The sequence below is a fragment of the Neiella holothuriorum genome, assembly GCF_019457915.1.
Lineage (GTDB): Bacteria > Pseudomonadota > Gammaproteobacteria > Enterobacterales > Neiellaceae > Neiella > Neiella holothuriorum.
Map to the genome: position 1 here is coordinate 164,042 of NZ_JAHZSS010000002.1, position 20,799 is coordinate 184,840.

Genomic DNA, 20,799 nt, shown 5'->3' on the forward strand with positions numbered 1-20,799 from the left:
ATTAATTTTAAGACAGTAACCGTGTTATTTATAGCGTTAATCATCGGTGAGGTTAATCATGAAAATTTGTCTTTTCAGTGCCAAGCGGTACGACAGGTTCAGCTTTGAACAGCGCAACCACGCGCAGACCAGCAATGGCTCTCAGCATATTGAACTGGAATACTTCGAGACCGGATTAGATGCGAAAACCGCTAGCCTAGCGCAAGGGTTCGATGCCGTTTGTGCGTTTGTGAATGATGATTTAAGTGCGGCCACCTTAGAAGCATTGGCCGTGGTCGGAATTAAACTGGTACTAATGCGTTGTGCTGGTTTCAACAACATTGATTTAGATGCGGCTGAACGGCTGGGTATCCAGGTGTACCGCGTACCGGCTTATTCGCCAGAAGCAGTAGCGGAACATGCCATTGCATTAATGATGACGTTGAACCGACGTATTCACAAAGCCTATCAACGGACGCGCGATGCCAATTTTTCATTGGAAGGGCTAACCGGCATCAACATCTTCGGTAAAACTGCTGGCGTGATAGGTACAGGTAAAATTGGTTTGGCGGCGCTGCGCATTTTAAAGGGGTTTGGCTGCCGATTATTAGCCGTTGATCCCTACCCAAGCGATGCTGCCAAAGCGCTGGGGGTCGAATATGTCAACCTAAGTACGTTATTGCGTGAGTCCAATATTATTACGCTGCACTGCCCTTTAGTGGCGGAGAATACTTATATGATCGGTCGTTCGGCCTTTAGCCAAATGCAAAAAGGTACGCTGCTAATTAACACGAGTCGCGGCAAGCTGGTGGATACTCAAAGCTGCTTAGAAGCGCTGAAAAATGGCACCTTAGGTGGCTTGGCACTGGACGTCTATGAGCACGAGAAGAGCTTGTTTTTTGAAGATTTGTCAGCGGAAGTGATTCAGGACGATGTGTTCCGGCGTTTGTCGGCTTGTCACAACGTCATTTTCACCGGCCATCAGGCATTTCTCACCGAAGAAGCCTTGCAAAATATTGCTGACACGACGTTAGCGAATGCCGTGGCATTTGCCGAAAACCGGCAAAACGACAACCAGGTTACCTCGCAAGTGATCGACAACAGCTAATTCCCTTCGTTCAGGCAAAAAAATAGGCTCACCTGAGTGAGCCTATTCCTAACTGCGCAGCAAGTGTATCCTTGCTGTTGAGCGTCTGGTGTTCCAGATCGATTCATTTTGGTAGTTTGCAGTTTGCTGCCCGCCTTACGCGGCAGTCTATTGTATACAATATTTTTTAGCCGCAGCGCCAGTTAAATTCGATAATTAGTTGGTTGCGGCGCGTTGTTTGCCTGATTGTTATTCAATCACGCCTCGGGCTTTGAGCAACGCCGTTTTAAAATCTTCTTCGCAGTCTTTGGCTATACCTGGAATCATTTCACTTTTTTCGGTTTCACCCATTTTCAATTGATAGAATAAGGTGTCGTCGGCAATATCCGCGAGAGGCTGCTCGCAGCCAGCCGCGTCGGCCAGTTTCTGCAGCAGTTGGGTTAGATTCTGATCTTGATTTTTCAGCCAGTGGTCGCGCAGTAAATCCAGAAACTCTTCAATTTTATGTTGGGTCATGGCCATATTAATCATCCAATAAAACGGTTTGTTTGGCTGTTTTGCAAACAGCTGCAAGGTGTTGGTCATTCAATACCAAATGACCACCGGATTTGTCACAATGACGATTGATAAACATGAGCAGATCGCCGCTGGTCTTACTCACGTTATTAACATAGTTAGTTTCGCGCAACGACAAACGCAATTGACGTTTGTTAAGTTCGCTGAGAAACGCTTGCTGCTCGTACTCGGTTACGCCTGCAACATGGCGCTTGATGAGCAACAATATTTGCTGTGGTTTCTCGCCCAAAGCTTGAATTAGATTGTCGTTTTTGGCGGCAATCATCAAAATAACGATAACAACCATGAATAACACTATTTTTTTCATTGGTTCCTAGTGCCCGCGCATAGGGTATTTCAGCAAGAGCGCATATAATCGCAAATTGCTGCGTTCATAACTCTAATTATTATGCTGTGCTTGTCAGGCGCTGACCAGCAGGCAAAAGCCAGAATCAGGAAAAGACCATGTCTGAATCGAATTCAGAGCAAAAAATTCCGGTAAAACACATCGACCCAACAGACCACAAAAAGCGGCCAGCACCGCGCCGAGACAATAAAAACGATAAGAAAAAAGGGCGCCGACAGATTTATGTCCGTGCGGCAGAGGGTGTTTTTCAAACACTCCGCAGCCGAATGAACTGGGTCATGATGCTCTCTTTTATGCTCCTGCCTTGGCTACATATTGATGGCCGGCAGGCGGTTTTTCTCGACTTTTCTAACCGCCAGTTTCACTTGTTCGGCCTGACGATCTGGCCGCAAGACCTTATGCTGCTGGCTTTCGTGTTCATTATCGCCGCGTTTGCCTTGTTCTTTTTTACCACGTTCCTCGGGCGAGTTTGGTGCGGCTATTGGTGCCCTCAAACGGTATGGACCTTCTTGTTTATCTGGTTTGAAGAAAAATTAGAAGGGCCTCGCAACAAACGTATTCGCTTGGATGAGTTGCCGTGGAGCTTCAATAAGTTCTGGCGCAAAACAGCCAAGCATGGGTGTTGGTTGTTGGTGTCTTTAATTACGGCACTAACCTTCGTGGCTTACTTTTGGGGGAGTCATGAAGCCTTCTTTGGATTTTTCACCGGTGACCTAACGTTCTGGCCTTATTTCTGGACGTTTTTCTTCATGCTGGCAACTTATGGCAATGCTGGCTGGATGCGCGAAATTGTCTGTTTGCATATGTGCCCATATGCTCGATTCCAGTCCGTGATGTTCGATCGAGATACCTTTACCGTTAGCTACGATGCCAAACGTGGCGAATCACGTGGCCCGCGCCCTCGCAAGAAAGATCCCAAGGAATTGGGGCTGGGAGATTGCATTGACTGTGTGCTGTGTGTGCAAGTGTGCCCAACGGGCATTGATATTCGTGATGGCTTGCAATACGAGTGTATTAACTGCGGTGCCTGTGTCGATGTGTGTGATCAAACCATGGATCGCATGGGTTATGAAAAAGGTTTGATTAGCTACACCACCGAGCGCCAGTTGGAGGGCGGTAAAACCAACATTATGCGGCCTAAATTGCTCGGTTATGGCGTGATTTTGCTGATCATGATGTCAGCCCTAGTTGCCACAGTGGCAACGCGTCAGCCTCTCAAACTGGATGTGATTCGAGATCGCAATATGCTGTCACGCCTCAATGATTATGGCCTGATGGAAAATGTTTATACCCTCAAGGTCTTGAATAAGTCTCAAGTCGTGCGCAGTTACCAATTGGCCGTTGATGGCATTGACGGTCTAGAGTGGAACGGCGAAACGCAGGTTATCGTTGAGCCGGGGGAAGTCTTTAGTGTGCCGGTATCGCTGGCGATTGACCCCTATTTGCTGAAGCAGCCCATTACCGATCTTGAATTTGTATTAACGGATGATGAGGGGCGTCAAGTGACTCAAGAAAGCCGCTTCATCAAAGGCCGTTGATATGACGGAAACAGCGACATTCGATTTTGCGGGGCTAAGTCCCGACACCATTCTTGATGCAATTGAGTCCGTTGGGATTTATGCACAATCTGGATTACTGGCCCTGAACAGCTATGAAAACAGGGTCTACCAATTACTGGCCGATGATGGTCAGCGCTATGTGATTAAGTTTTATCGGCCAGGCCGGTGGTCATTGGCACAAATTCAAGAAGAGCATGACTTTGCTTTGCAACTTGCTGCGGCCGATGTGCCGGTAGTTGCGCCGTTGCAGTTTGATGGCAAGAGCTTGTTACCCTGGCAAGGCTATTGGTTTACGGTGTTTCCATCGGTTGGTGGCCGCACCTTTGATAGTGATGATTTTGATGGCCTTGAACGAATTGGCCAGCAGCTTGGTCGAATCCATGAAATTGGTGATCAACAACTGTTTGAACATCGCTTGAGTATTAACCCCGACATGTTGCAGCAAGCTATGGCGGTGTTGACTGAGCAAGCTGAAATTCCAAGTCACTTGCACCCAGCGTTTTATCCTACCCTTGAGCATTTAGCTGGCGCCGTAGCGCCTCACGTTGAGGCCATGACGAAACTGCCGCAATTGCGCCTTCATGGCGATGCGCACTTGGGCAACATTCTTATTCGCGATGAAGTCGTTAATTTTGTCGACTTGGATGATAGCCGCAATGGGCCCGCCATTCAGGACTTATGGATGTTTCTGAGTGGCCCTCGAGAGCAGCAACTGGCGCAGCTTGATGCATTGGTTGAAGGCTATGAAATGTTCCGACCATTCGATCACCGCCAATTTGCGTTGATTGAACCGCTGCGTGGCTTGCGGATGATCCATTACATGGCGTGGTTAACCCAGCGCTGGTGCGATCCGGCATTTCCACGTTCTTTTACTTGGTTTAATACCACGCGCTACTGGGAAGATCAGGTGTTGGCAATGAAAGAGCAATTGTCTGCATTGGCAGAGCCGGCATTGAGCTTACGGCCGGGAGCCTAAAAGACAAATTGAAGGGCTAAAGTTAGCCAATTGCTTGTTAACTTTAGGTTAGCTTCGGATTGTTACGAAGTGTTTAAGGCCGTTGATCATCATCTTAGCTGTGGTAGTCTCTGAGCCACGAATGTCTACAGAATATCTGCTAACACTGAGAATTATTATGAAAAAGTACCTCATTGCATTGTTTGCCTTGCTGGCACTGCCAATGGCAGCATCGGCAGCTAATTATGAAGAAGGGAAGCATTACGATGTGCTACCTGGCCAACCTACTTCCGAGCCCGAAGTGGTTGAATTTTTTAGTTATTACTGTGGCCACTGTTACAAGTTTGAGCCCATCGTAAAAGCGTTGGAGCAGGGGCTAAAAGGCACCGAATTAAAACGTGCTCACGTTGACTTCTTGTATTACGTTGACCGTTCAACCCGCAAGCGTTACCCAGAAACAGGCAAAATTGTGAGCCGTGGCTTTGCGGTGGCGCAGGCGTTGAAAGTCGTTGAACCGGTCAGTGAACAAATTTATAAGCGCCACTTCTTTGAAGGTCGCCAAATTCAATCCATTGATGATTTGCGCGACGCCTTTGCAGATGCAGGTGTTACGGCTAAAGACTTTGATGCCGCCTATAACAGCTTCCCCGTGAATTCGATGGTGGCGCGCATGGCGCAGCAAACCAAGAAGTATGGCATTCGTAGCACCCCATCGGTGATTGTGAACGGCAAATACAAGGTCAACCCAAGCGGTTTGTCTGAGTCGACGAACTTTACGAAAGATTATGTTGATTTGGTGAATTACCTAGTCACCAAAAAAGATTAACGGAAGGCCCTTCGGGGCCTTTTTTGATGGTGAACATTAACGTACCAATGATGGAAAAAATTCTAGTCAGCGGGTGCTTGATGGGGCAGGCCGTGCGTTACGATGGGCTCAGTAAAGCTATTGATGACGCTATTTGGTGTGAGTGGTTAGCTCAAGGGCGGTTGATTAGTGTTTGCCCGGAGGTTGCCGGTGGTTTGCCGGTTCCTAGGGCAAAAGCAGAACAACAAGCCGATGGTCGAGTCTTCACCGAGCAGGGTGCCGATGTGTCGTCTGAATTTACCGAAGGTGCGCAACAGGCGTTGGCATTAGCCACCAAGTACCAGATCAAATTTGCGATTCTTAAAGCCAACAGCCCATCTTGCGGCAATCAATACATTTATGATGGAACCTTCACCGGCCAACTGATTGAAGGCGCAGGTATCACTGCCCGATTATTGCAGCAGGCAGGAATCGAAGTATTTAATGAACATCAGTTGCAGGTATTACAAAGCCGCCTCGCCGCGCTAGAAACTGGCGGCTGATTTAGTCGGTTGCTTGCCAGCTAGATAGCATCTCATCTTTGGCTTGCCAGCGCTCGTTCAAGCGCTGCTGAAAGCTGATTCGAAACGCCTTGTCGTCAAAGTAATTACCAATCAGCTGCTCATCGACTGGGGTGACGTTGATATCCACTTGAACGGCACTGAGTTGACCAGTAAGAACGCGTTTAAAAGCCGGTTGATCGTCGTCGATACCTGGGTAATTCAAGGTCACATCAATAATGTTCTCAAACTGTTCGCCCATGGCTGCGAGGGTAAAGGCGATGCCGCCAGCTTTCGGCTTCAGTAAGTGCTGATAAGGCGAGCGTTGCCGCTGGCGCTTGACGGTAGTTAGCCGCGTCCCTTCTACAAAGTTTACGATGGTGGTTGGGGTGGTTTTGAACTTGGCACAACTGCGACGAGTGCTTTCAATATCTTTGCCTTTCAAATGCGGGTTTTTCTTCAAAAATGAATGGGAGTAGCGGCGAATGAATGGCATATCTAACGCCCAAGAGGCAATCCCGATGAATGGGACCCAAATGAGTTCATGCTTGAGGAAAAACTTAGGTGGCGGCAATCGGTGCCCCAAGACCTGCATCAACACCACAATATCTAACCAGCTACGATGATTGCTTAACACCAGATTCCAGCTTTGTTGCTGCAAAGGTTGCGAGTAGCTAATGGACCAAGTGGTGTTGCTGGTGAGTTGGATGATGGTGCGATTAACCACAATGAACAGCCGATACATGAGGTGGCTGACAGCCGTCCACAGGTGCTGAAGCGGGCTGATAGGCACTAGCTTGAACAACCCCATGATCGTGATAATACTGCCGGTAAACGCCAAGTTGATGGTCATCAGCAGAATGATGACTGGTGCCTTTAAAGTAACGGGTAAGCGGTGAAGCATGGCGTACTAATTCAATTTGTTAGAAGCGAGCTGGCTAAGGCGCTGATCTTTCTCTGCCCAGATCTCATTCATTCGGCGCTGGAAGATAACGCGTTGCGCAGAATCGCCGGTGTAGTCACCTTTGAAATCATCATCAATGGCAATGGCACGAACATGGACCGAACATTTCTCTAATTTGCCGCAGCAAAATTCCCACATCGTGGGCGGTCGTTCTGCGTCGTAACTAATCGTGACATCGAGAATCGATTGCAATTGATCGCCCATGCTGGATAACACAAAAGCGATGCCACCGGCCTTTGGCTTGAGCAAATGTTGATAGGGCGATTTCTGCCGAGAGTGCTTCGCTGGCGTAATGCGGGTGCCTTCGACAAAATTCATGATACTAACCGGCAACGCCTTAAATTTTTCACAAGCTTTGCGCGTGGTCTCAAGATCTTTACCGGCTAAATGCGGATTCTTTTTGATAAAGCTTTTCGAATAACGCTGCATGAATGGGAAATCTAGCGCCCACCAAACGAGGCCTAGCAGGGGGACGTATAGTAGTTCCTTTTTCAAAAAGAATTTCAAAAACGGAATGCGACCGTTAAGTGCGCGCTGGAGCACGAGAATGTCGACCCAACTTTGATGATTGGCGATGACTAAATAGCGTGTTTTTGTGCTGAGTTCAGCTTCATTATCTAGCTGCATCTCGAATTTTAAAAATAGCTTTTGAAGCAGGGTATTAATGCGAATCCATGATGCGGCACACCAATCTAGGGCGGGGCTGAGTAGGCGGCGCCAGCCGGCCAGCGGGATAATCAATTTGATAACCGCCAGCAGCATGATAGGAATAAACCAAACAATGGTGTTGATGATGTAACCCAGCATGCTGAGTACACCGCGAACAAAACCTGGAAGAAAAGACAGCATGGTATTATCCCTAAAAATTTGCCGCCGATTTTAACCCAACGAACAGCAGCTGTCAGGCCGGATCTGTATGAAAAATATGGCGCTGATTAAGATTTCGCGCTGGCCATCTTTTTCAGCAGATCTTGTTCAATCGCTTTTAAGATGTCACGCCAAGTGACGATACCCACAGGTTGGCGCTCTTCATTGACAATAGGGAGGCATGAAATGGGATTGCGATTGAATAAACGAATGGCTTCAAAAATGCTGGCATCACTACGCAATGTGAGTGGATCGCGAGTCATGATTTGATGCACCGGCCGTTTTAACGCTTGCCGGTCTTTTGGCGTTTCGGCTCGTGTACCAATATTGGGGCTAATGGCCAGCAATAAATCACGATCCGATAGCACACCTTCGAGATGACCATCTTCTATTACCAACAGATGATGGAAGTGAGCATTATCAAAAATCTCTTTGACAGTGCCTAAGTTGTCATCCAACTCAACAGACACCAATTTTCGGTTCATGATGCGATCGATCGCCATGCTTCATCCTTTCTGAACAAAGGCCTAGAGGCCGTTTGCTCACTTTAGCCTGACCGCACATGTTTGTAAATTATGAGACTCGCCAACAAGTTAACATGTCGAAATTGTTAGCGCTTACAAGGAAGCGTTACGGGCATGGCTCGGCGCCCGCAATTTTGATAGATTGTCAGCGGATAAATTAAAAACATAACGGATTATGATTCAAAAAGCAGTTCACGACGATAGCAGTAAAATCTCCGAAGCATTGCTCGCTTGCCCTATTAATACGCCGCTTGAAATTGAAGTGCTGGCAGGAAGCCATATTTACCGATTGCGTACCCGCTTGGTTGGCATTGATGTACCTAATGTCTTGATCCTTAAGTACGGCACGGATCAAAACTGGGCCGACGCCAAACATTGCATTGTCGCCGGTCAACCGGTGGTCTTGAGACTGGTGAATGAAATAGGTCAATGCCAGGTACTGGCCTTCCGTTCATCGCTCGGTGTATCCACCAAAGTGCCGAAAAAATGGTTAACGGTAAAATTTCCACAAACCATTGAAGCCGCCAATATGCGAGAGCAAAAGCGGATTCGCGTGAAATTCGGTTGCTACATCGAATTTGGTGACAATGGTGAAAAGCTGGCGATGGGTGAGATTAATGATCTTTCCAGCAAAGGTTGCCGCATTGGCACCTTCCTGCAAGAACAAATTCCAGATGGCTCGCCCATTCATGTGCGCTTCAAAGGTGAATATTCTCACTTATCCCTGCCGGGATTTGTCCGCAATGCATCGTCGGATGCTAAGGGGCAACTTTTGCATGGGGTACAGTTTGACGAGATGAGCCCAGAATTGCGGGCCGGTTTAACCGAAGTGATGCTGGCCAACTACTAGCTGGCCAGCCTTTGTTGTGCGTGGTGTTATGAGCTTGGCGTTAACTGTTGCAGCGCAGTGTCGCCCCAGCCGGTTAACTTTTTATCGGTAAACAACAGCGGTGTGCATTCACTTTTAGTGACTTTACCGTCGCTCTTTTTACTATTGGTCTGATAGTAAAGGATTTGGTAATCCTTATCGGCAACGGTTAAACGCTCGGTGAAATCCGGCGTTCCCATGATCGTTAGCACCTGATCGTAATTGATGCCCAGGTCTAAATTGGCGATCTCGCCACGATTGTGTTGTTGTTTGTCCTGCCAGTCTGAGCTGTGATCCCAGTCGTCGTTGCCTACTGCAACAACGCAGCCAGCGAGTGTGTTGATGGCGATTAACCCTGCTGCAATTGCTATGACGGTACGTTTCATTGCATGAATCCTTTTTATATTTATGACTAACCAATAAAGTAACGAATTTGTTATAGCGATTCTTGTGCCAACTTTTAAAGTCGTTATTTTACATTGAGTTATGGTTTTTGTGGCCTTCGGTGCTGTTGTTGATGTGGTCATATTCACTAATCATGTGTGATTTTAACCTGTTTAAAAAATAGCTAGTTAGCTAATTGTTGCATGAGCCGCTCGACGGCCCGATAGCTGACGGCTTCGGTCAAATGAGTTTGTGCGATTGAATCACTACCATCAAGATCGGCGATGGTTCTTGCCACTTTTATAATCCGTTGATGAGCGCGTGCCGACAGCCCAAATTGTTGCACGATACGCTGCAGCAAAGTGAGATTGTCGGGGCTCAGCAAACAGAATTGGTGGAGCTGGCTACTGCTTAACTGTGCATTGGTGCACCCCTGTCGTTGTAACTGCTTCAGGCGAGCAAGCTCAACGCGCTGCCGGATTGTTGCTGATGATTCGCCATCGCTTTGCTGCTGGTGCAGTTTGTCAGCGGGCAGTGCTGGAACTTCCAATGACATATCAAAGCGGTCGAGCAATGGACCCGATAATTTATTGAGATAGCGACGAATTTCATCGGGCGTTGAACGACAGCCAACATGTGGATTACCCCAATTGCCACAAGGGCTGGGATTCATAGCCGCAATGAGTTGAAATTGTGCCGGAAAATCAAGCTGGCGAGCCGCACGAGAGATGGTGATCTGGCCGGACTCCAATGGCTGCCGCAACATGTCTAGCACTTTGCGATCAAACTCAGGTAATTCATCAAGAAATAATACGCCGTGATGAGCTAATGATATTTCGCCCGGCCGAGGCTGAGATCCGCCTCCGACTAATGCCACCGCGCTGGATGAATGATGGGGAGCTCGAAATGGTCGTTGCCGCCAATTGCTGGCATTAAATCCCTGATGACTAATGGAGTACACGGTGGCGCTAGCCAACGCTTCCTGAACGCTCATGGTGGGCAAAATACCGGGTAAGCGGCTAGCTAGCATTGTTTTGCCTGTGCCTGGAGGGCCATAGAACAACAAGTGATGACGCCCCGCCGCTGCGATGGTGAGTGCGCGTTTGGCTTGCTGTTGTCCGATCACGTCTTGCATATCGGCGTGTTGCAGCGGTTGTTTGTTGAGTTTGGCGGGTAGCGCTAGCGCCAATTCACTTTGGCCATTAAGCCATGAGGTCACCGCCAATAAGTGGCGAGCCGTCACGCAGTGACTGGCCTCTATCAATGCAGCCTCTGCGCCATTGGTTTCGGGTAACATGAGTTGGCGATTTGCTTGCTGCGAAGCAATAACCGCAGGTATCACGCCTTGAACCGGGCGCAATTCGCCAGATAGGGCGAGCTCGCCGGCTAGTTCGACCTGCGATAATTTGTCTGATTGACACTGCTCTGATGCCGCCAAAATGCCAATGGCAATGGGCAAGTCGAATCGACCGCCTTCTTTTGGTAGATCGGCCGGCGCTAAATTAACAACAATTCGACGAGCAGGAAAATCAAATCCAGCATTGAGCAGTGCGCTGCGCACTCGCTCTTTGGCTTCTTTTACGGATGTTTCGGGTAAGCCGACGATGCTAAAACTCGGCAATCCCGCGCTCAGGTGGACTTCGACGGTCACTTCGGGAGAGTCCATGCCAACCACCGCACGGCTATGAATAACAGCAAGCTGCATAATGATTTCCTTCCTTGGAATTCATGGGGTTATGCCTATTTTGCCAGTCTGCTTTTCAATCCATGAGGGCAGCTGGCACTTAATATCAGCTTAGTGCGGCTTGGCCAATTTGCGAATCAGTTGCTGAAAGCTTGCGCTACAGCAAAAGTGGTTAACGTTTATTTACATAAAACCTTGTTTCTAGTTTGGCAAGCAAGCATAACCGATGGCACTATTTCGGTTTGCCGTGGCGGCGATTTCCGACCGCTATTGTCCACGTGCGTAATACAACAACAATATAAAACTACCGACCGTCAAGAGAACTATATCTATATGAAACGTTTACTGATTGCAGCAAGTGCAATGGCCGCTTTGGCAGCACAAGCTGACGAAGGAATGTGGCAGCCGCATCAAATGCCGCAAATAGCGGCGCAATTGCAAGCCAAAGGCTTAGAGTTAGACCCCAACAGTTTAAGCAGCCTCGATAAATTCCCAATGAATGCAGTGATCAGCTTAGGTGGCTGCACGGCATCATTTATTTCGCCAAAAGGCTTGGTGGTCACCAATCACCACTGTGCTTACGGTTCAATTCAATTCAATTCAACGCCGGAAGCCAACTACTTACAAGATGGATTTTTGGCAAAAAACTACAGCGAAGAATTACCTGCAGCACCGGGATCGCGGGTTTACATTACTGAGTCGGTCACCAATGTTACCGATGATGTAGTTGGCGACATTGCAGCCAACACCGAAGGAGCCGCGCGCTATCAGCAAATTGAAGACAACCGCAAAGCACTGGTTGCTCAGTGTGAAGAAGCCGAGGGCTATCATTGTAGCGTACAGAGCTTCCACCATGGTTTGGAATACTATTTGGTGAAGAAGTTGGCCATTCGCGATGTGCGTTTAGTGCATGCGCCAGCGCTGTCGGTAGGTAAGTTTGGTGGCAGCATTGATAACTGGATGTGGCCACGTCACACCGGTGATTACTCGTTCTACCGAGCCTATGTTGGCAAAGATGGTAAGCCAGCCGACTACAGCAAAGATAACGTGCCTTACGAGCCGATTAGTCACTTAACCGTATCCGCCAAAGATTTGGATGAGGATGATTTTGTGATGGTGGCAGGCTACCCAGGCCGCACCAATCGCTATCGTACCGCCGATGAAGTAAAGCACACCTTCAATAAGTTCTACCCACAAGCGAAAGCGCTGCGCGAAGATTTGATGGACATCATCAAAACCACAGCACCGGAAGGCTCCGATGCGCGTATTCGCTATGAAAGCACTTTGGCAGGCTTGGATAACTACGCCAAGAACTACCAGTCGATGATCGACATTTATGCCAAAAGCGACTTTCAGCAACGTAAAGAAACACTCGAAGCAGAATTGAGTGGCTGGATGAAAGCTAGCAAGAAGCGTCAGGCAAACTATGGTGAGTCAGTTGCCGCTCTTGCGGAGCTGGTTGAAGATTCACAAGCCATGTCTGAGCGCGACACTGTCTTGGGTTACATGCGTTATGCCTCTGCGCCTTATTATGCTCAGCGCTTGCTACGCCTTGCCCATGAGCAAGAAAAGCCAGACGCTACCCGCGAACCAGGCTATCAAGAACGCGATATGACACGGTTTGGCGAAGGCCTGAAGCGTTTGAGCCGTCGTTATGATGCCGAGGTTGATAAAGCGATCTTCGCTTACATGCTTAAAGTGTATGCCGAATTACCAAAATCTCAGCGTGTTGCCGCGTTAGACACCTATTTTGACTTAGCCGGTGGCTGGAACGAGAAAGCGGTAATGGCCAAGTTAGACGCCATGTACAGCAGTACCAAAGTGGGTGATGAAGCCACTCGTTTGGCTTGGATGGATGCCGATTTGGCAACCTTAGAGAAAACCGACGATGCCATGTTGGACTTCGCTAAAGCCATGTATGAAACCAATATGGCGATGGAAAAAGAAGAAAAAGCCCACAGTGGTGAATTGCAAAAATGGCGCCCTCGCTACATGCAAGCATTGATCGCTTACGCCAAAGAGCAAGGTAAGCCAATTTACGCCGATGCTAACTCAAGTCTGCGCATTTCTTACGGCTCAGTAAAAGGTGTGGAGCCACGTGATGGCATGTACTACACGCCGTTTACCAAAGTGGAAGGCATTGTTGAGAAAGAAACGGGGATATGGCCATTTAATGCGCCAACCAAGCAGTTGCAACTCATCAAAGATAGAGACTATGGCAAGTTTGTTGATAGTCAGTTGCAATCGGTACCGGTGAACTACCTATCGACAGTCGATACCACAGGCGGTAACTCTGGCTCGCCAACCTTTAACAGTAAAGGTGAGTTGATTGGTCTGTTGTTCGATGGCACCACGGATTCCATTATTGGTGACTGGGACTTTGATGAAACCCGCAACCGTTCAATTCATGTTGATACGCGTTACATGTTATGGGCGATGAAACACCTTGATGGCGCAGATAATTTGCTCGATGAAATGAGCATCGCTTATTAAGCGACTGACCATCATGAGCGCGCCTTTGGGCGCGCTTTTTGTTTTCGCATTGTTTATTGATGATTTTTTCATAGGACGTACTGACGATGATCAAATCCTGGGCCACTGGCCTCACCCTCTGTATGAGCAGTTTGTTGTTATCGACTTCGGCTTTAGCCGATGTTGAAGAGGGACGCGTTGATCGCGCTGTGGCCGCGATGCCAACAGTGCTTGCGCCATTTTCCGCTCAGCTTAGTCAAATCAAGGCTGGGATCAGTGATGAAGAATTAATTCAAATTGCGGCTGCAGGCTGGGAAATTGGCAAACAAGTGGCGTTGCAGCAAGCTGACGATCGCCCCTTGTATTGGTTCCGTCTTGCTGCCAAACAGAAAATTCGCCAGCTCCCATTGGCCGAGCCAGACAAGAACGTATTGCTCGATCAGTTTGAACAAGTCAGCCGAGGGATTGAACAAGTTCAAATTTCAGATGTGGGTAAACGTGTGTTGCTCACCGGATTTGATCCGTTTTTTCTTGATCGAAACATTGCTCAAAGCAACCCCTCGGGGTTAGCGGCGTTGCAACTGGATGGTAAACAACTGGTCACGCCTAATGGCGTTCTCCACATTGAAACGGTGCTGATTCCAGTGCGGTTTGCCGACTTCGATCAAGGCATGATTGAAACGTTAGTTCAGCCCTATTTACAACAGCGCCGAATCGACATGCTGGTAACTGTGTCAATGGGTCGAAAAGATTTTGATTTAGAGCGTTTCCCAGGTAAGCGCCGGAGCGCAAAAGCACCTGATAATTTAAATGTTTTTACCGGCGCTTCCAATGACACCCCGTTGTTGCCACCGCTGCATCATGGGGCAATGGTTGGGCCTGAATTTGTAGAGTTTTCACTACCCGTCGCTGCCATGCAACAAGCGCAAGGGCCATATCAGATAAACGATAACCGTGAAGTAGAAACCCTAAGCGGAACGTTCGATGCATCGAGTTTGGCGCAATTATCTGAACATGTGGCGGTGCAGGGCGGCGGCGGAGGCTACCTGTCCAATGAAATTAGTTACCGAACGGTTCGAATGCGAGATTTGTTCAATGCCAATATCGCTGTGGGGCATATTCACACGCCACGGATTGCAGGCTACGACAAGCAGCAAGAACAGGCCATTGTTGATCAGATAACAGCCATGCTAGAAAAAGCGGCTACCGAACTGTAGTTGCTGAGCACACCTAGCTGGCGCCATTAAATGCCGTTGGTTGAGACACGCGGTACATCTTTTAATTGCGCTAAGGTGTGTTCGTTGTTGTCGGTGCCAGCAGCAAACGCTTCGGAAATGCGCTGTAATTCTGATTGGTAACGAACTTCCTCTAACTCAATCATCTCGGTGAGCTGTTGCGCTCGCTGGTATTGGGTATTTTGCTGATCAATAGAGTTGCCCGCGTAGCTACTCGCGAACAAGGCCTGCTCGCGCGCTTTGTGAAGGGTTTGAATCACGTCATTGCGCTCGTCGCGGGCACGCTCAAGCTCTTGCTGAATGGTGTGGGCTGTTTTGGCGATGGTTTGATTGTGCGTTACCGCGCGATCAACAATCACATAACCGCTCGCAGCCGCGGTAATAGCAAGACCAAATAGCATGGCAACCAGCAAGGCACTGTTCTCTGGTGGCTTATCTGCTTTGATATAAGCGAGTGCCACCCGCCCTCCGACCAGCAACATGAACGCGAACAGGCCAATATAACCAACTTGGATTAATGCAAACTGACTCACGTGATGCTCTCCCTTCTTGGCCGATCGGAGCACCTCGATATTGGCACTCAATACAGCGAATAAAATTACGGCCAACCCTAAGCGATGGTTAAGTCACCAACATGATCAACATCATTCTTTTTCACGGTTTAACAATAAAAGATCTTTATTAACAGCCGGTTAACAATGCAGGTGTAACAAGGGCTGACGAGCGGTTCTCGTTTGATATTCGGTTCATCAAGTTTGGTAATTAATTCTCATTCGTCAAATAGACAAAGGTCACAATTAAATTTGCCAACAAAAAATTTGCACCAAAGGCAAGCCTGTGTTTGAATTAACCAATGCAAGCGTTGTAAATCACAGATTACACCTGTGCAGCGCGTTAATAGTGAAGGCTTTGAGCCGATAAGAATTGAATGATGACTCGTAAACTAATGTCTCTAGTGCTAATTCGCATTGTCGTGGTGGTGATTACCAGCGCGCGGGGGACTCGTTAGCTTACGACATCAAGCTGAATGACAAACCCCCGCGCTGCAAAGCTCGGGGGTTTTTCTTTTTCCGAGCCGAGTCGCGCGGGAATTGAAACTGCAAGGAACAACAAGATGACAGGCGCAGATTTAGTGGTTCAAACACTGGCCAATCTTGGGGTGAAAACCATATTTGGTTACCCCGGCGGAGCCATTATGCCCGTGTATGATGCAATTCATCGCGGTGATGTTGACCATATCCTATGTCGCAATGAGCAAGGCGCTGCATTAGCTGCAGTCGGCTTTGCCCGTGCCTGCAATGATGTTGGTGTTTGCCTTGCTACATCGGGCCCTGGTGCTACAAACCTAATTACTGGGCTAGCTGATGCCATGCTCGATTCGGTACCTGTGGTGGCTATTACTGGCCAAGTTGCCAGCCCGTTGATTGGTACCGATGCATTTCAGGAAGTGGATGTACTCGGCTTGTCATTGAGTGTTACCAAGCATTCATTCTTGGTTGAAGATGCCAGCGAGCTACAAGCGACATTGGAAGAAGCCTTTGTACTTGCCAAGAGCGGCCGCCCTGGACCCGTCTTGGTTGATATTCCAAAAGACATTCAAGTGGCCTCGTTACTCGGCGGCCCAGCTTCGGCCGAAGCGGAGCCTGCCGAGCTCATAGAAGAGGTGGCGCTTGAGCAAGCCGTAGAGCTTATTCGCAATGCCACGCAGCCGATACTTTATGTTGGCGGCGGTGTGGGTATGGCTGGCCCTGCAGCGGTTGCCGAACTACGTAACTTTGCGGACCAAGCCGGCATACCCAGTATTGTGACGTTAAAGGGGATCGGCACTCTCGAAGACAGCCGCGATCTTCATCTGGGTATGGTGGGGATGCATGGAACCAAAGCGGCCAACCTCATGGTGCAAGAGAGCGATTTATTGATTGTTGCCGGAGCTCGTTTTGATGATCGGGTGACCGGTAAGCTCGATACCTTTGCGCCGAATGCGAGCGTTGTCCATTTCGATATCGATCACTGCGAGATTGGCAAATTACGGCACGCCCATGTTGGTTTGTTGGGCGATCTGACCGATGGGCTGAAGCGCCTTGGCGAAAAACTGGCGGAGCAATCGGGCGCTGACTTAACGGCCTGGCAGCAGCGTGCTGTCACCGAGAAAACCAATCATCAGTGGCGCTATGACAAGCCCGGCGAAAGCATTTATGCGCCCAAGTTACTCAAACAACTGTCTGATCAGCTGCCAGAAGACTCCGTGGTGGCTTGTGATGTGGGCCAGCATCAGATGTGGGTGGCGCAGCATATGTCATTTACCCAACCTTATAACCACTTAAGCTCTGGCGGCTTAGGCACCATGGGATTTGGTTTGCCCGCCGCTATCGGTGCGCAGTATTCGCGCCCCAATGCATGTGTGGTGAATGTCACCGGCGACGGTTCTTTTATGATGAACGTGCAGGAGCTCGGCACGATTCGCCGTTATGGATTGCCGGTCAAGATCTTGTTACTCGATAACGAACGTCTTGGCATGGTGCGCCAATGGCAGCAGTTGTTCTTTGAAGGTCGCTTTAGCGAAACTATTTTGTCGGACAACCCGGAGTTTGTGACTCTGGCCAGTGCCTTTGGCATTGCCGGCCGCACCATTACTCGCGATGACGAAATCGAGCAAGGACTGTCGGATTTAGTCAACAGCACAGGCAGCTACTTGCTGCATGTGCGAATTGATGCTGAAGAGAATGTATGGCCACTGGTTCCTCCTGGTGCCGCCAACCAACAAATGATGGAGACAGCAGAATGATCAGCCAAGCGCAGCAACACACCATTAGTATTGAAGCGCAAGACCGCCCAGCCACTGTTGAACGATTGCTACGTGTGATTCGCCATCGGGGCTATCGGTTGTGTAGAATGGCCGTCGAATCGAGTCAGGAGGACGAACGCATTGCTTTGTCGGTGACAGTTGCTAGCGACAAACCCGTGGTTCTGCTGCAAAACCAACTCTCTAAACTGGTGGACGTTTCCTCTGTTGAAATTACGTCTGCTGAAACGAATCCACTACGTATTAGTGCTTAAAGGAAGTATTGAACATGGCTGCAAAAGCTGAATTTATCTGGTTCAACGGTGAGATCATGCCTTGGGAAAATGCCCAGGTACACGTTCTGAGTCACGCTATTCATTATGGGTCGTCAGTCTTTGAAGGCGTGCGCGCTTACAACACGCCAAAAGGGCCTGCTGTATTCCGCCACCCAGAGCACACTAAGCGCCTGTTTGATTCGGCCAAAATTTACCGTATCAACATTAATCACAGTGCTGACGAGATCATGGAGTCAACCCGTGAGCTTATCCGCCGAAACGATCTGAAAAACGCCTACATCCGCCCTGCTGCCTTCTTAGGTGATATTGGATTAGGCCTACGTGCCAACCCTGACGCCAAAGCCGATGTGGTTATTGCGGCGTTTGAGTGGGGCAGTTACTTGGGCGAAGGTAGCCTCGAAGCTGGCGTTGATGTGGGCGTTTCTAGCTGGAATCGTCTTGCCGCCAATACCATGCCGACTGGTGCAAAAGCTGGTGGTAATTACTTGTCATCGCAGTTGATTGCCGGTGAAGCTGGCCGTCATGGCTACGCCGAAGGTATTGCTTTGGATATTCACGGCCAGATCTCTGAAGGCTCTGGTGAGAACATCTTTATTGTTCGCAATAACGTGCTGTACACGCCGCCAACCACGGCCGGCATCTTGCCTGGAATCACTCGCGACACGTTAACCATTCTTGCCCGTGAACTTGGTTACGAAGTGCGTGAAGAGTCAATAGCGCGCGAAGCACTGTACTTGGCAGATGAAATCTTCATGTGTGGTACTGCGGCGGAAGTTGTGCCGATTCGTTCTGTTGATGGTATTCAGGTAGGCGAAGGCAAACGCGGGCCAATCACCGAACAAATACAAAAAATGTACTTCGGCCTATTCAGTGGTGAAACCGAAGATAAGTGGGGCTGGTTGGATTACGTTAACGCGTAATCATCAGCAAGCTAATTTTCAGACCCGGCACTTGCCGGGTCTGTTGTTCAGAATAAGACGAGATTTGGAGGACGTATGCCTAAACCATTGCGTTCAGCAACAACAACCGAAGGCCGTAACATGGCCGGTGCCCGCGCTTTGTGGCGCGCTACTGGCACCAAAGAAGAAGACTTTGGCAAGCCAATTGTTGCGGTAGTGAATTCATTTACCCAATTCGTACCAGGCCATGTGCACCTGAAGGATATGGGGCAATTGGTTGCTGGTGCCATTGAAGAAGCCGGCGGTGTTGCCAAAGAATTCAACACCATCGCGGTAGATGATGGCATTGCCATGGGTCATGGCGGTATGCTCTATTCATTGCCTTCGCGTGAGCTGATTGCAGACTCAGTTGAATACATGGTGAACGCTCACTGTGCCGATGCCATGGTGTGTATTTCCAACTGCGACAAGATCACCCCAGGTATGTTGATGGCGTCATTGCGCCTGAATATTCCGGTGATTTTCGTATCTGGCGGCCCGATGGAAGCCGGTAAAACCAAGCTGTCGGATCAAATCATCAAACTCGATTTGGTCGATGCCATGGTACAAGCTGCCGATCCCACGATCTCTGATGAACAAACTGAACAAGTGGAGCGCTCGGCGTGTCCAACTTGTGGTTCATGCTCTGGCATGTTTACCGCCAATTCGATGAACTGTTTGACCGAAGCGTTGGGTTTATCGCAGCCGGGTAATGGCTCCTTGCTAGCGACTCACGCCGATCGTGAACAGTTGTTCTTAAAAGCCGGTGAGCGCATCGTTGAATTGTGTAAGCGTTACTACCAGCAAGACGATGAAATGGCGTTGCCACGCTCAATTGCCAGCCGTGCTGCCTTTGAAAATGCTGTGGCGTTGGATATCGCCATGGGGGGCTCCTCAAACACTGTGCTGCACTTAATTGCGGCGGCGCAAGAAGCCGAAGTCGACTTCACCATGGATGATATTGACGCCATGAGTCGCAAGGTTCCGCAACTGTGTAAAGTGGCACCATCCACCAACAAATACCACATGGAAGATGTGCACCGTGCCGGTGGCGTGATTGGCATTTTAGGCGAGCTAGCGCGCGCCCGTTTGCTGAACACTGATGTCAAAAACGTGTTGGGTCAGACCATGATTCAAACACTCACCGAATACGACATCATGGTGACGGATAATGAAGACGTGAAAACCATGTTCCGAGCTGGCCCAGCTGGTATTCGCACTACCAAAGCGTTCTCGCAAGATTGTCGCTGGGACACGCTCGATGATGACCGTGCTGAAGGCTGTATTCGTTCGCTCGAAAATGCATTTTCGAAAGAAGGTGGGCTGGCAGTTCTTTCCGGCAACATTGCTGAGAATGGCTGCATTGTAAAAACTGCCGGTGTTGAAGAAGAAAACTTGCTGCACAAAGGCCCGGCGCGTGTTTATGAATCGCAGGACGATGCCGTAGCAGGCATTCTTGGCGGTGAAGTGAAAGCTGGTGAAGTCGTAGTGATCCGCTACGAAGGGCCAAAAGGTGGCCCGGGTATGCAAGAAATGCTGTACCCAACGAGCTATCTCAAGTCGATGGGCCTGGGTAAGAAATGTGCCCTGCTGACCGATGGTCGTTTCTCTGGTGGTACGTCAGGCCTCTCGATTGGTCACGTCAGCCCAGAAGCAGCATCTGGCGGCATTATTGGCTTGGTTGAAACTGGCGATGTGATTGCCATTGATATTCCGAGTCGCACCATCGAGCTAGATGTTTCTGATGACGAATTGGCGTCACGCCGCGCGGCAATGGAAGCAAGCGATACGCCGTGGAAACCGATTGGCCGTGAACGTAAAGTCAGCGCCGCGCTGAAAGCCTATGCGATGCTGGCAACCAGCGCCGACAAAGGCGCAGTGCGCGATTTGAGTAAGCTCTAAGGCAAGCGCACTCACCATTCATGCCGCTTTGTTCGAC

20 protein-coding genes are annotated in these 20,799 nt (G+C 49.2%); 12 read left to right on the forward strand and 8 right to left on the reverse strand.

The genetic code is table 11. The annotated features are described in order from the left end of the window. The first annotated feature begins 58 nt into the window (after positions 1–58). Positions 59–1,087, forward strand: coding sequence for a 2-hydroxyacid dehydrogenase (locus tag K0504_RS02520; protein WP_220102578.1), 1,029 nt, complete (start codon positions 59–61; stop codon positions 1,085–1,087). A 228-nt stretch (positions 1,088–1,315) separates the two neighbouring features. On the opposite strand, the gene K0504_RS02525 is transcribed toward K0504_RS02520, so the two are convergent. Beyond that, on the reverse strand, positions 1,316–1,582 hold the full coding sequence (locus K0504_RS02525; protein WP_220102579.1) for a YihD family protein: 267 nt from the start codon (positions 1,580–1,582) through the stop codon (positions 1,316–1,318). Positions 1,583–1,589: 7 nt separating this feature from the next. Further along, on the reverse strand, positions 1,590–1,949 hold the full coding sequence (locus K0504_RS02530) for a hypothetical protein (protein ID WP_220102580.1): 360 nt from the start codon (positions 1,947–1,949) through the stop codon (positions 1,590–1,592). Positions 1,950–2,086: 137 nt separating this feature from the next. On the opposite strand from K0504_RS02530, the gene ccoG reads away from it, so the two are divergent. The 4 genes from ccoG (at position 2,087) to K0504_RS02550 (ending at position 5,849) form a co-directional block, all read left to right on the forward strand. Further along, complete coding sequence (ccoG, locus tag K0504_RS02535) at positions 2,087–3,526, forward strand: cytochrome c oxidase accessory protein CcoG (RefSeq protein ID WP_220102581.1); 1,440 nt, start codon at positions 2,087–2,089, stop codon at positions 3,524–3,526. Between the two features lies 1 nt (position 3,527). Further along, a complete protein-coding gene (locus tag K0504_RS02540) occupies positions 3,528–4,523 on the forward strand; it encodes a serine/threonine protein kinase (RefSeq protein WP_220102582.1) in 996 nt (331 codons plus the stop codon). A gap of 157 nt (positions 4,524–4,680) precedes the next feature. Beyond that, on the forward strand, positions 4,681–5,328 hold the full coding sequence (locus K0504_RS02545) for a thiol:disulfide interchange protein DsbA/DsbL (RefSeq protein WP_220102583.1): 648 nt from the start codon (positions 4,681–4,683) through the stop codon (positions 5,326–5,328). A gap of 50 nt (positions 5,329–5,378) precedes the next feature. Further along, a complete protein-coding gene (locus K0504_RS02550; RefSeq protein ID WP_220102773.1) occupies positions 5,379–5,849 on the forward strand; it encodes a DUF523 domain-containing protein in 471 nt (156 codons plus the stop codon). Between the two features lies 1 nt (position 5,850). On the opposite strand, the gene K0504_RS02555 is transcribed toward K0504_RS02550, so the two are convergent. The 3 genes from K0504_RS02555 to K0504_RS02565 all read right to left on the reverse strand — a co-directional run bounded on the left by K0504_RS02555 (position 5,851) and on the right by K0504_RS02565 (position 8,180). Continuing rightward, positions 5,851–6,750: an acyltransferase gene (locus tag K0504_RS02555; protein ID WP_220102584.1), complete on the reverse strand. Its 900-nt coding sequence runs from the start codon at positions 6,748–6,750 to the stop codon at positions 5,851–5,853. Positions 6,751–6,756: 6 nt separating this feature from the next. Continuing rightward, positions 6,757–7,656: an acyltransferase gene (locus tag K0504_RS02560; RefSeq protein WP_404822987.1), complete on the reverse strand. Its 900-nt coding sequence runs from the start codon at positions 7,654–7,656 to the stop codon at positions 6,757–6,759. A gap of 89 nt (positions 7,657–7,745) precedes the next feature. Then, positions 7,746–8,180: a CBS domain-containing protein gene (locus K0504_RS02565; RefSeq protein WP_220102586.1), complete on the reverse strand. Its 435-nt coding sequence runs from the start codon at positions 8,178–8,180 to the stop codon at positions 7,746–7,748. A 196-nt stretch (positions 8,181–8,376) separates the two neighbouring features. Here K0504_RS02565 and K0504_RS02570 point away from each other — a divergent pair, with 196 nt between their 5' ends. After that, positions 8,377–9,051, forward strand: coding sequence for a PilZ domain-containing protein (locus K0504_RS02570; protein ID WP_220102587.1), 675 nt, complete (start codon positions 8,377–8,379; stop codon positions 9,049–9,051). A 26-nt stretch (positions 9,052–9,077) separates the two neighbouring features. On the opposite strand, the gene K0504_RS02575 is transcribed toward K0504_RS02570, so the two are convergent. Next, positions 9,078–9,455, reverse strand: a complete 378-nt coding sequence (locus tag K0504_RS02575) for a DUF3192 domain-containing protein (protein ID WP_220102588.1) — start codon at positions 9,453–9,455, stop codon at positions 9,078–9,080. Between the two features lie 182 nt (positions 9,456–9,637). Next, positions 9,638–11,158 (reverse strand): YifB family Mg chelatase-like AAA ATPase, encoded by a 1,521-nt coding sequence (locus K0504_RS02580; protein WP_220102589.1) that lies wholly within the window; start codon positions 11,156–11,158, stop codon positions 9,638–9,640. A gap of 312 nt (positions 11,159–11,470) precedes the next feature. Here K0504_RS02580 and K0504_RS02585 point away from each other — a divergent pair, with 312 nt between their 5' ends. After that, complete coding sequence (locus K0504_RS02585) at positions 11,471–13,630, forward strand: S46 family peptidase (RefSeq protein WP_220102590.1); 2,160 nt, start codon at positions 11,471–11,473, stop codon at positions 13,628–13,630. 86 nt (positions 13,631–13,716) lie between these two features. Continuing rightward, complete coding sequence (locus K0504_RS02590) at positions 13,717–14,826, forward strand: C15 family peptidase (RefSeq protein ID WP_220102591.1); 1,110 nt, start codon at positions 13,717–13,719, stop codon at positions 14,824–14,826. 26 nt (positions 14,827–14,852) lie between these two features. Here the strand turns inward: K0504_RS02590 and K0504_RS02595 are convergent, their stop codons facing one another. Then, positions 14,853–15,377 (reverse strand): hypothetical protein, encoded by a 525-nt coding sequence (locus K0504_RS02595; RefSeq protein ID WP_220102592.1) that lies wholly within the window; start codon positions 15,375–15,377, stop codon positions 14,853–14,855. A 581-nt stretch (positions 15,378–15,958) separates the two neighbouring features. On the opposite strand from K0504_RS02595, the gene ilvG reads away from it, so the two are divergent. From ilvG to ilvD, 4 genes are all read left to right on the forward strand, one after another. Then, a complete protein-coding gene (gene ilvG / locus K0504_RS02600) occupies positions 15,959–17,629 on the forward strand; it encodes an acetolactate synthase 2 catalytic subunit (protein WP_220102593.1) in 1,671 nt (556 codons plus the stop codon). Next, the gene (gene ilvM, locus K0504_RS02605) at positions 17,626–17,901 is read left to right on the forward strand and encodes an acetolactate synthase 2 small subunit (RefSeq protein WP_220102594.1); all 276 of its coding nucleotides are present in this window, start codon (positions 17,626–17,628) and stop codon (positions 17,899–17,901) included. Before ilvG ends, ilvM begins: the two co-directional genes overlap by 4 nt. A gap of 14 nt (positions 17,902–17,915) precedes the next feature. Next, positions 17,916–18,842 (forward strand): branched-chain amino acid transaminase, encoded by a 927-nt coding sequence (locus K0504_RS02610; protein ID WP_220102595.1) that lies wholly within the window; start codon positions 17,916–17,918, stop codon positions 18,840–18,842. A 75-nt stretch (positions 18,843–18,917) separates the two neighbouring features. Beyond that, complete coding sequence (gene ilvD, locus K0504_RS02615; protein WP_220102596.1) at positions 18,918–20,762, forward strand: dihydroxy-acid dehydratase; 1,845 nt, start codon at positions 18,918–18,920, stop codon at positions 20,760–20,762. The last annotated feature ends 37 nt before the right edge of the window (positions 20,763–20,799 follow it).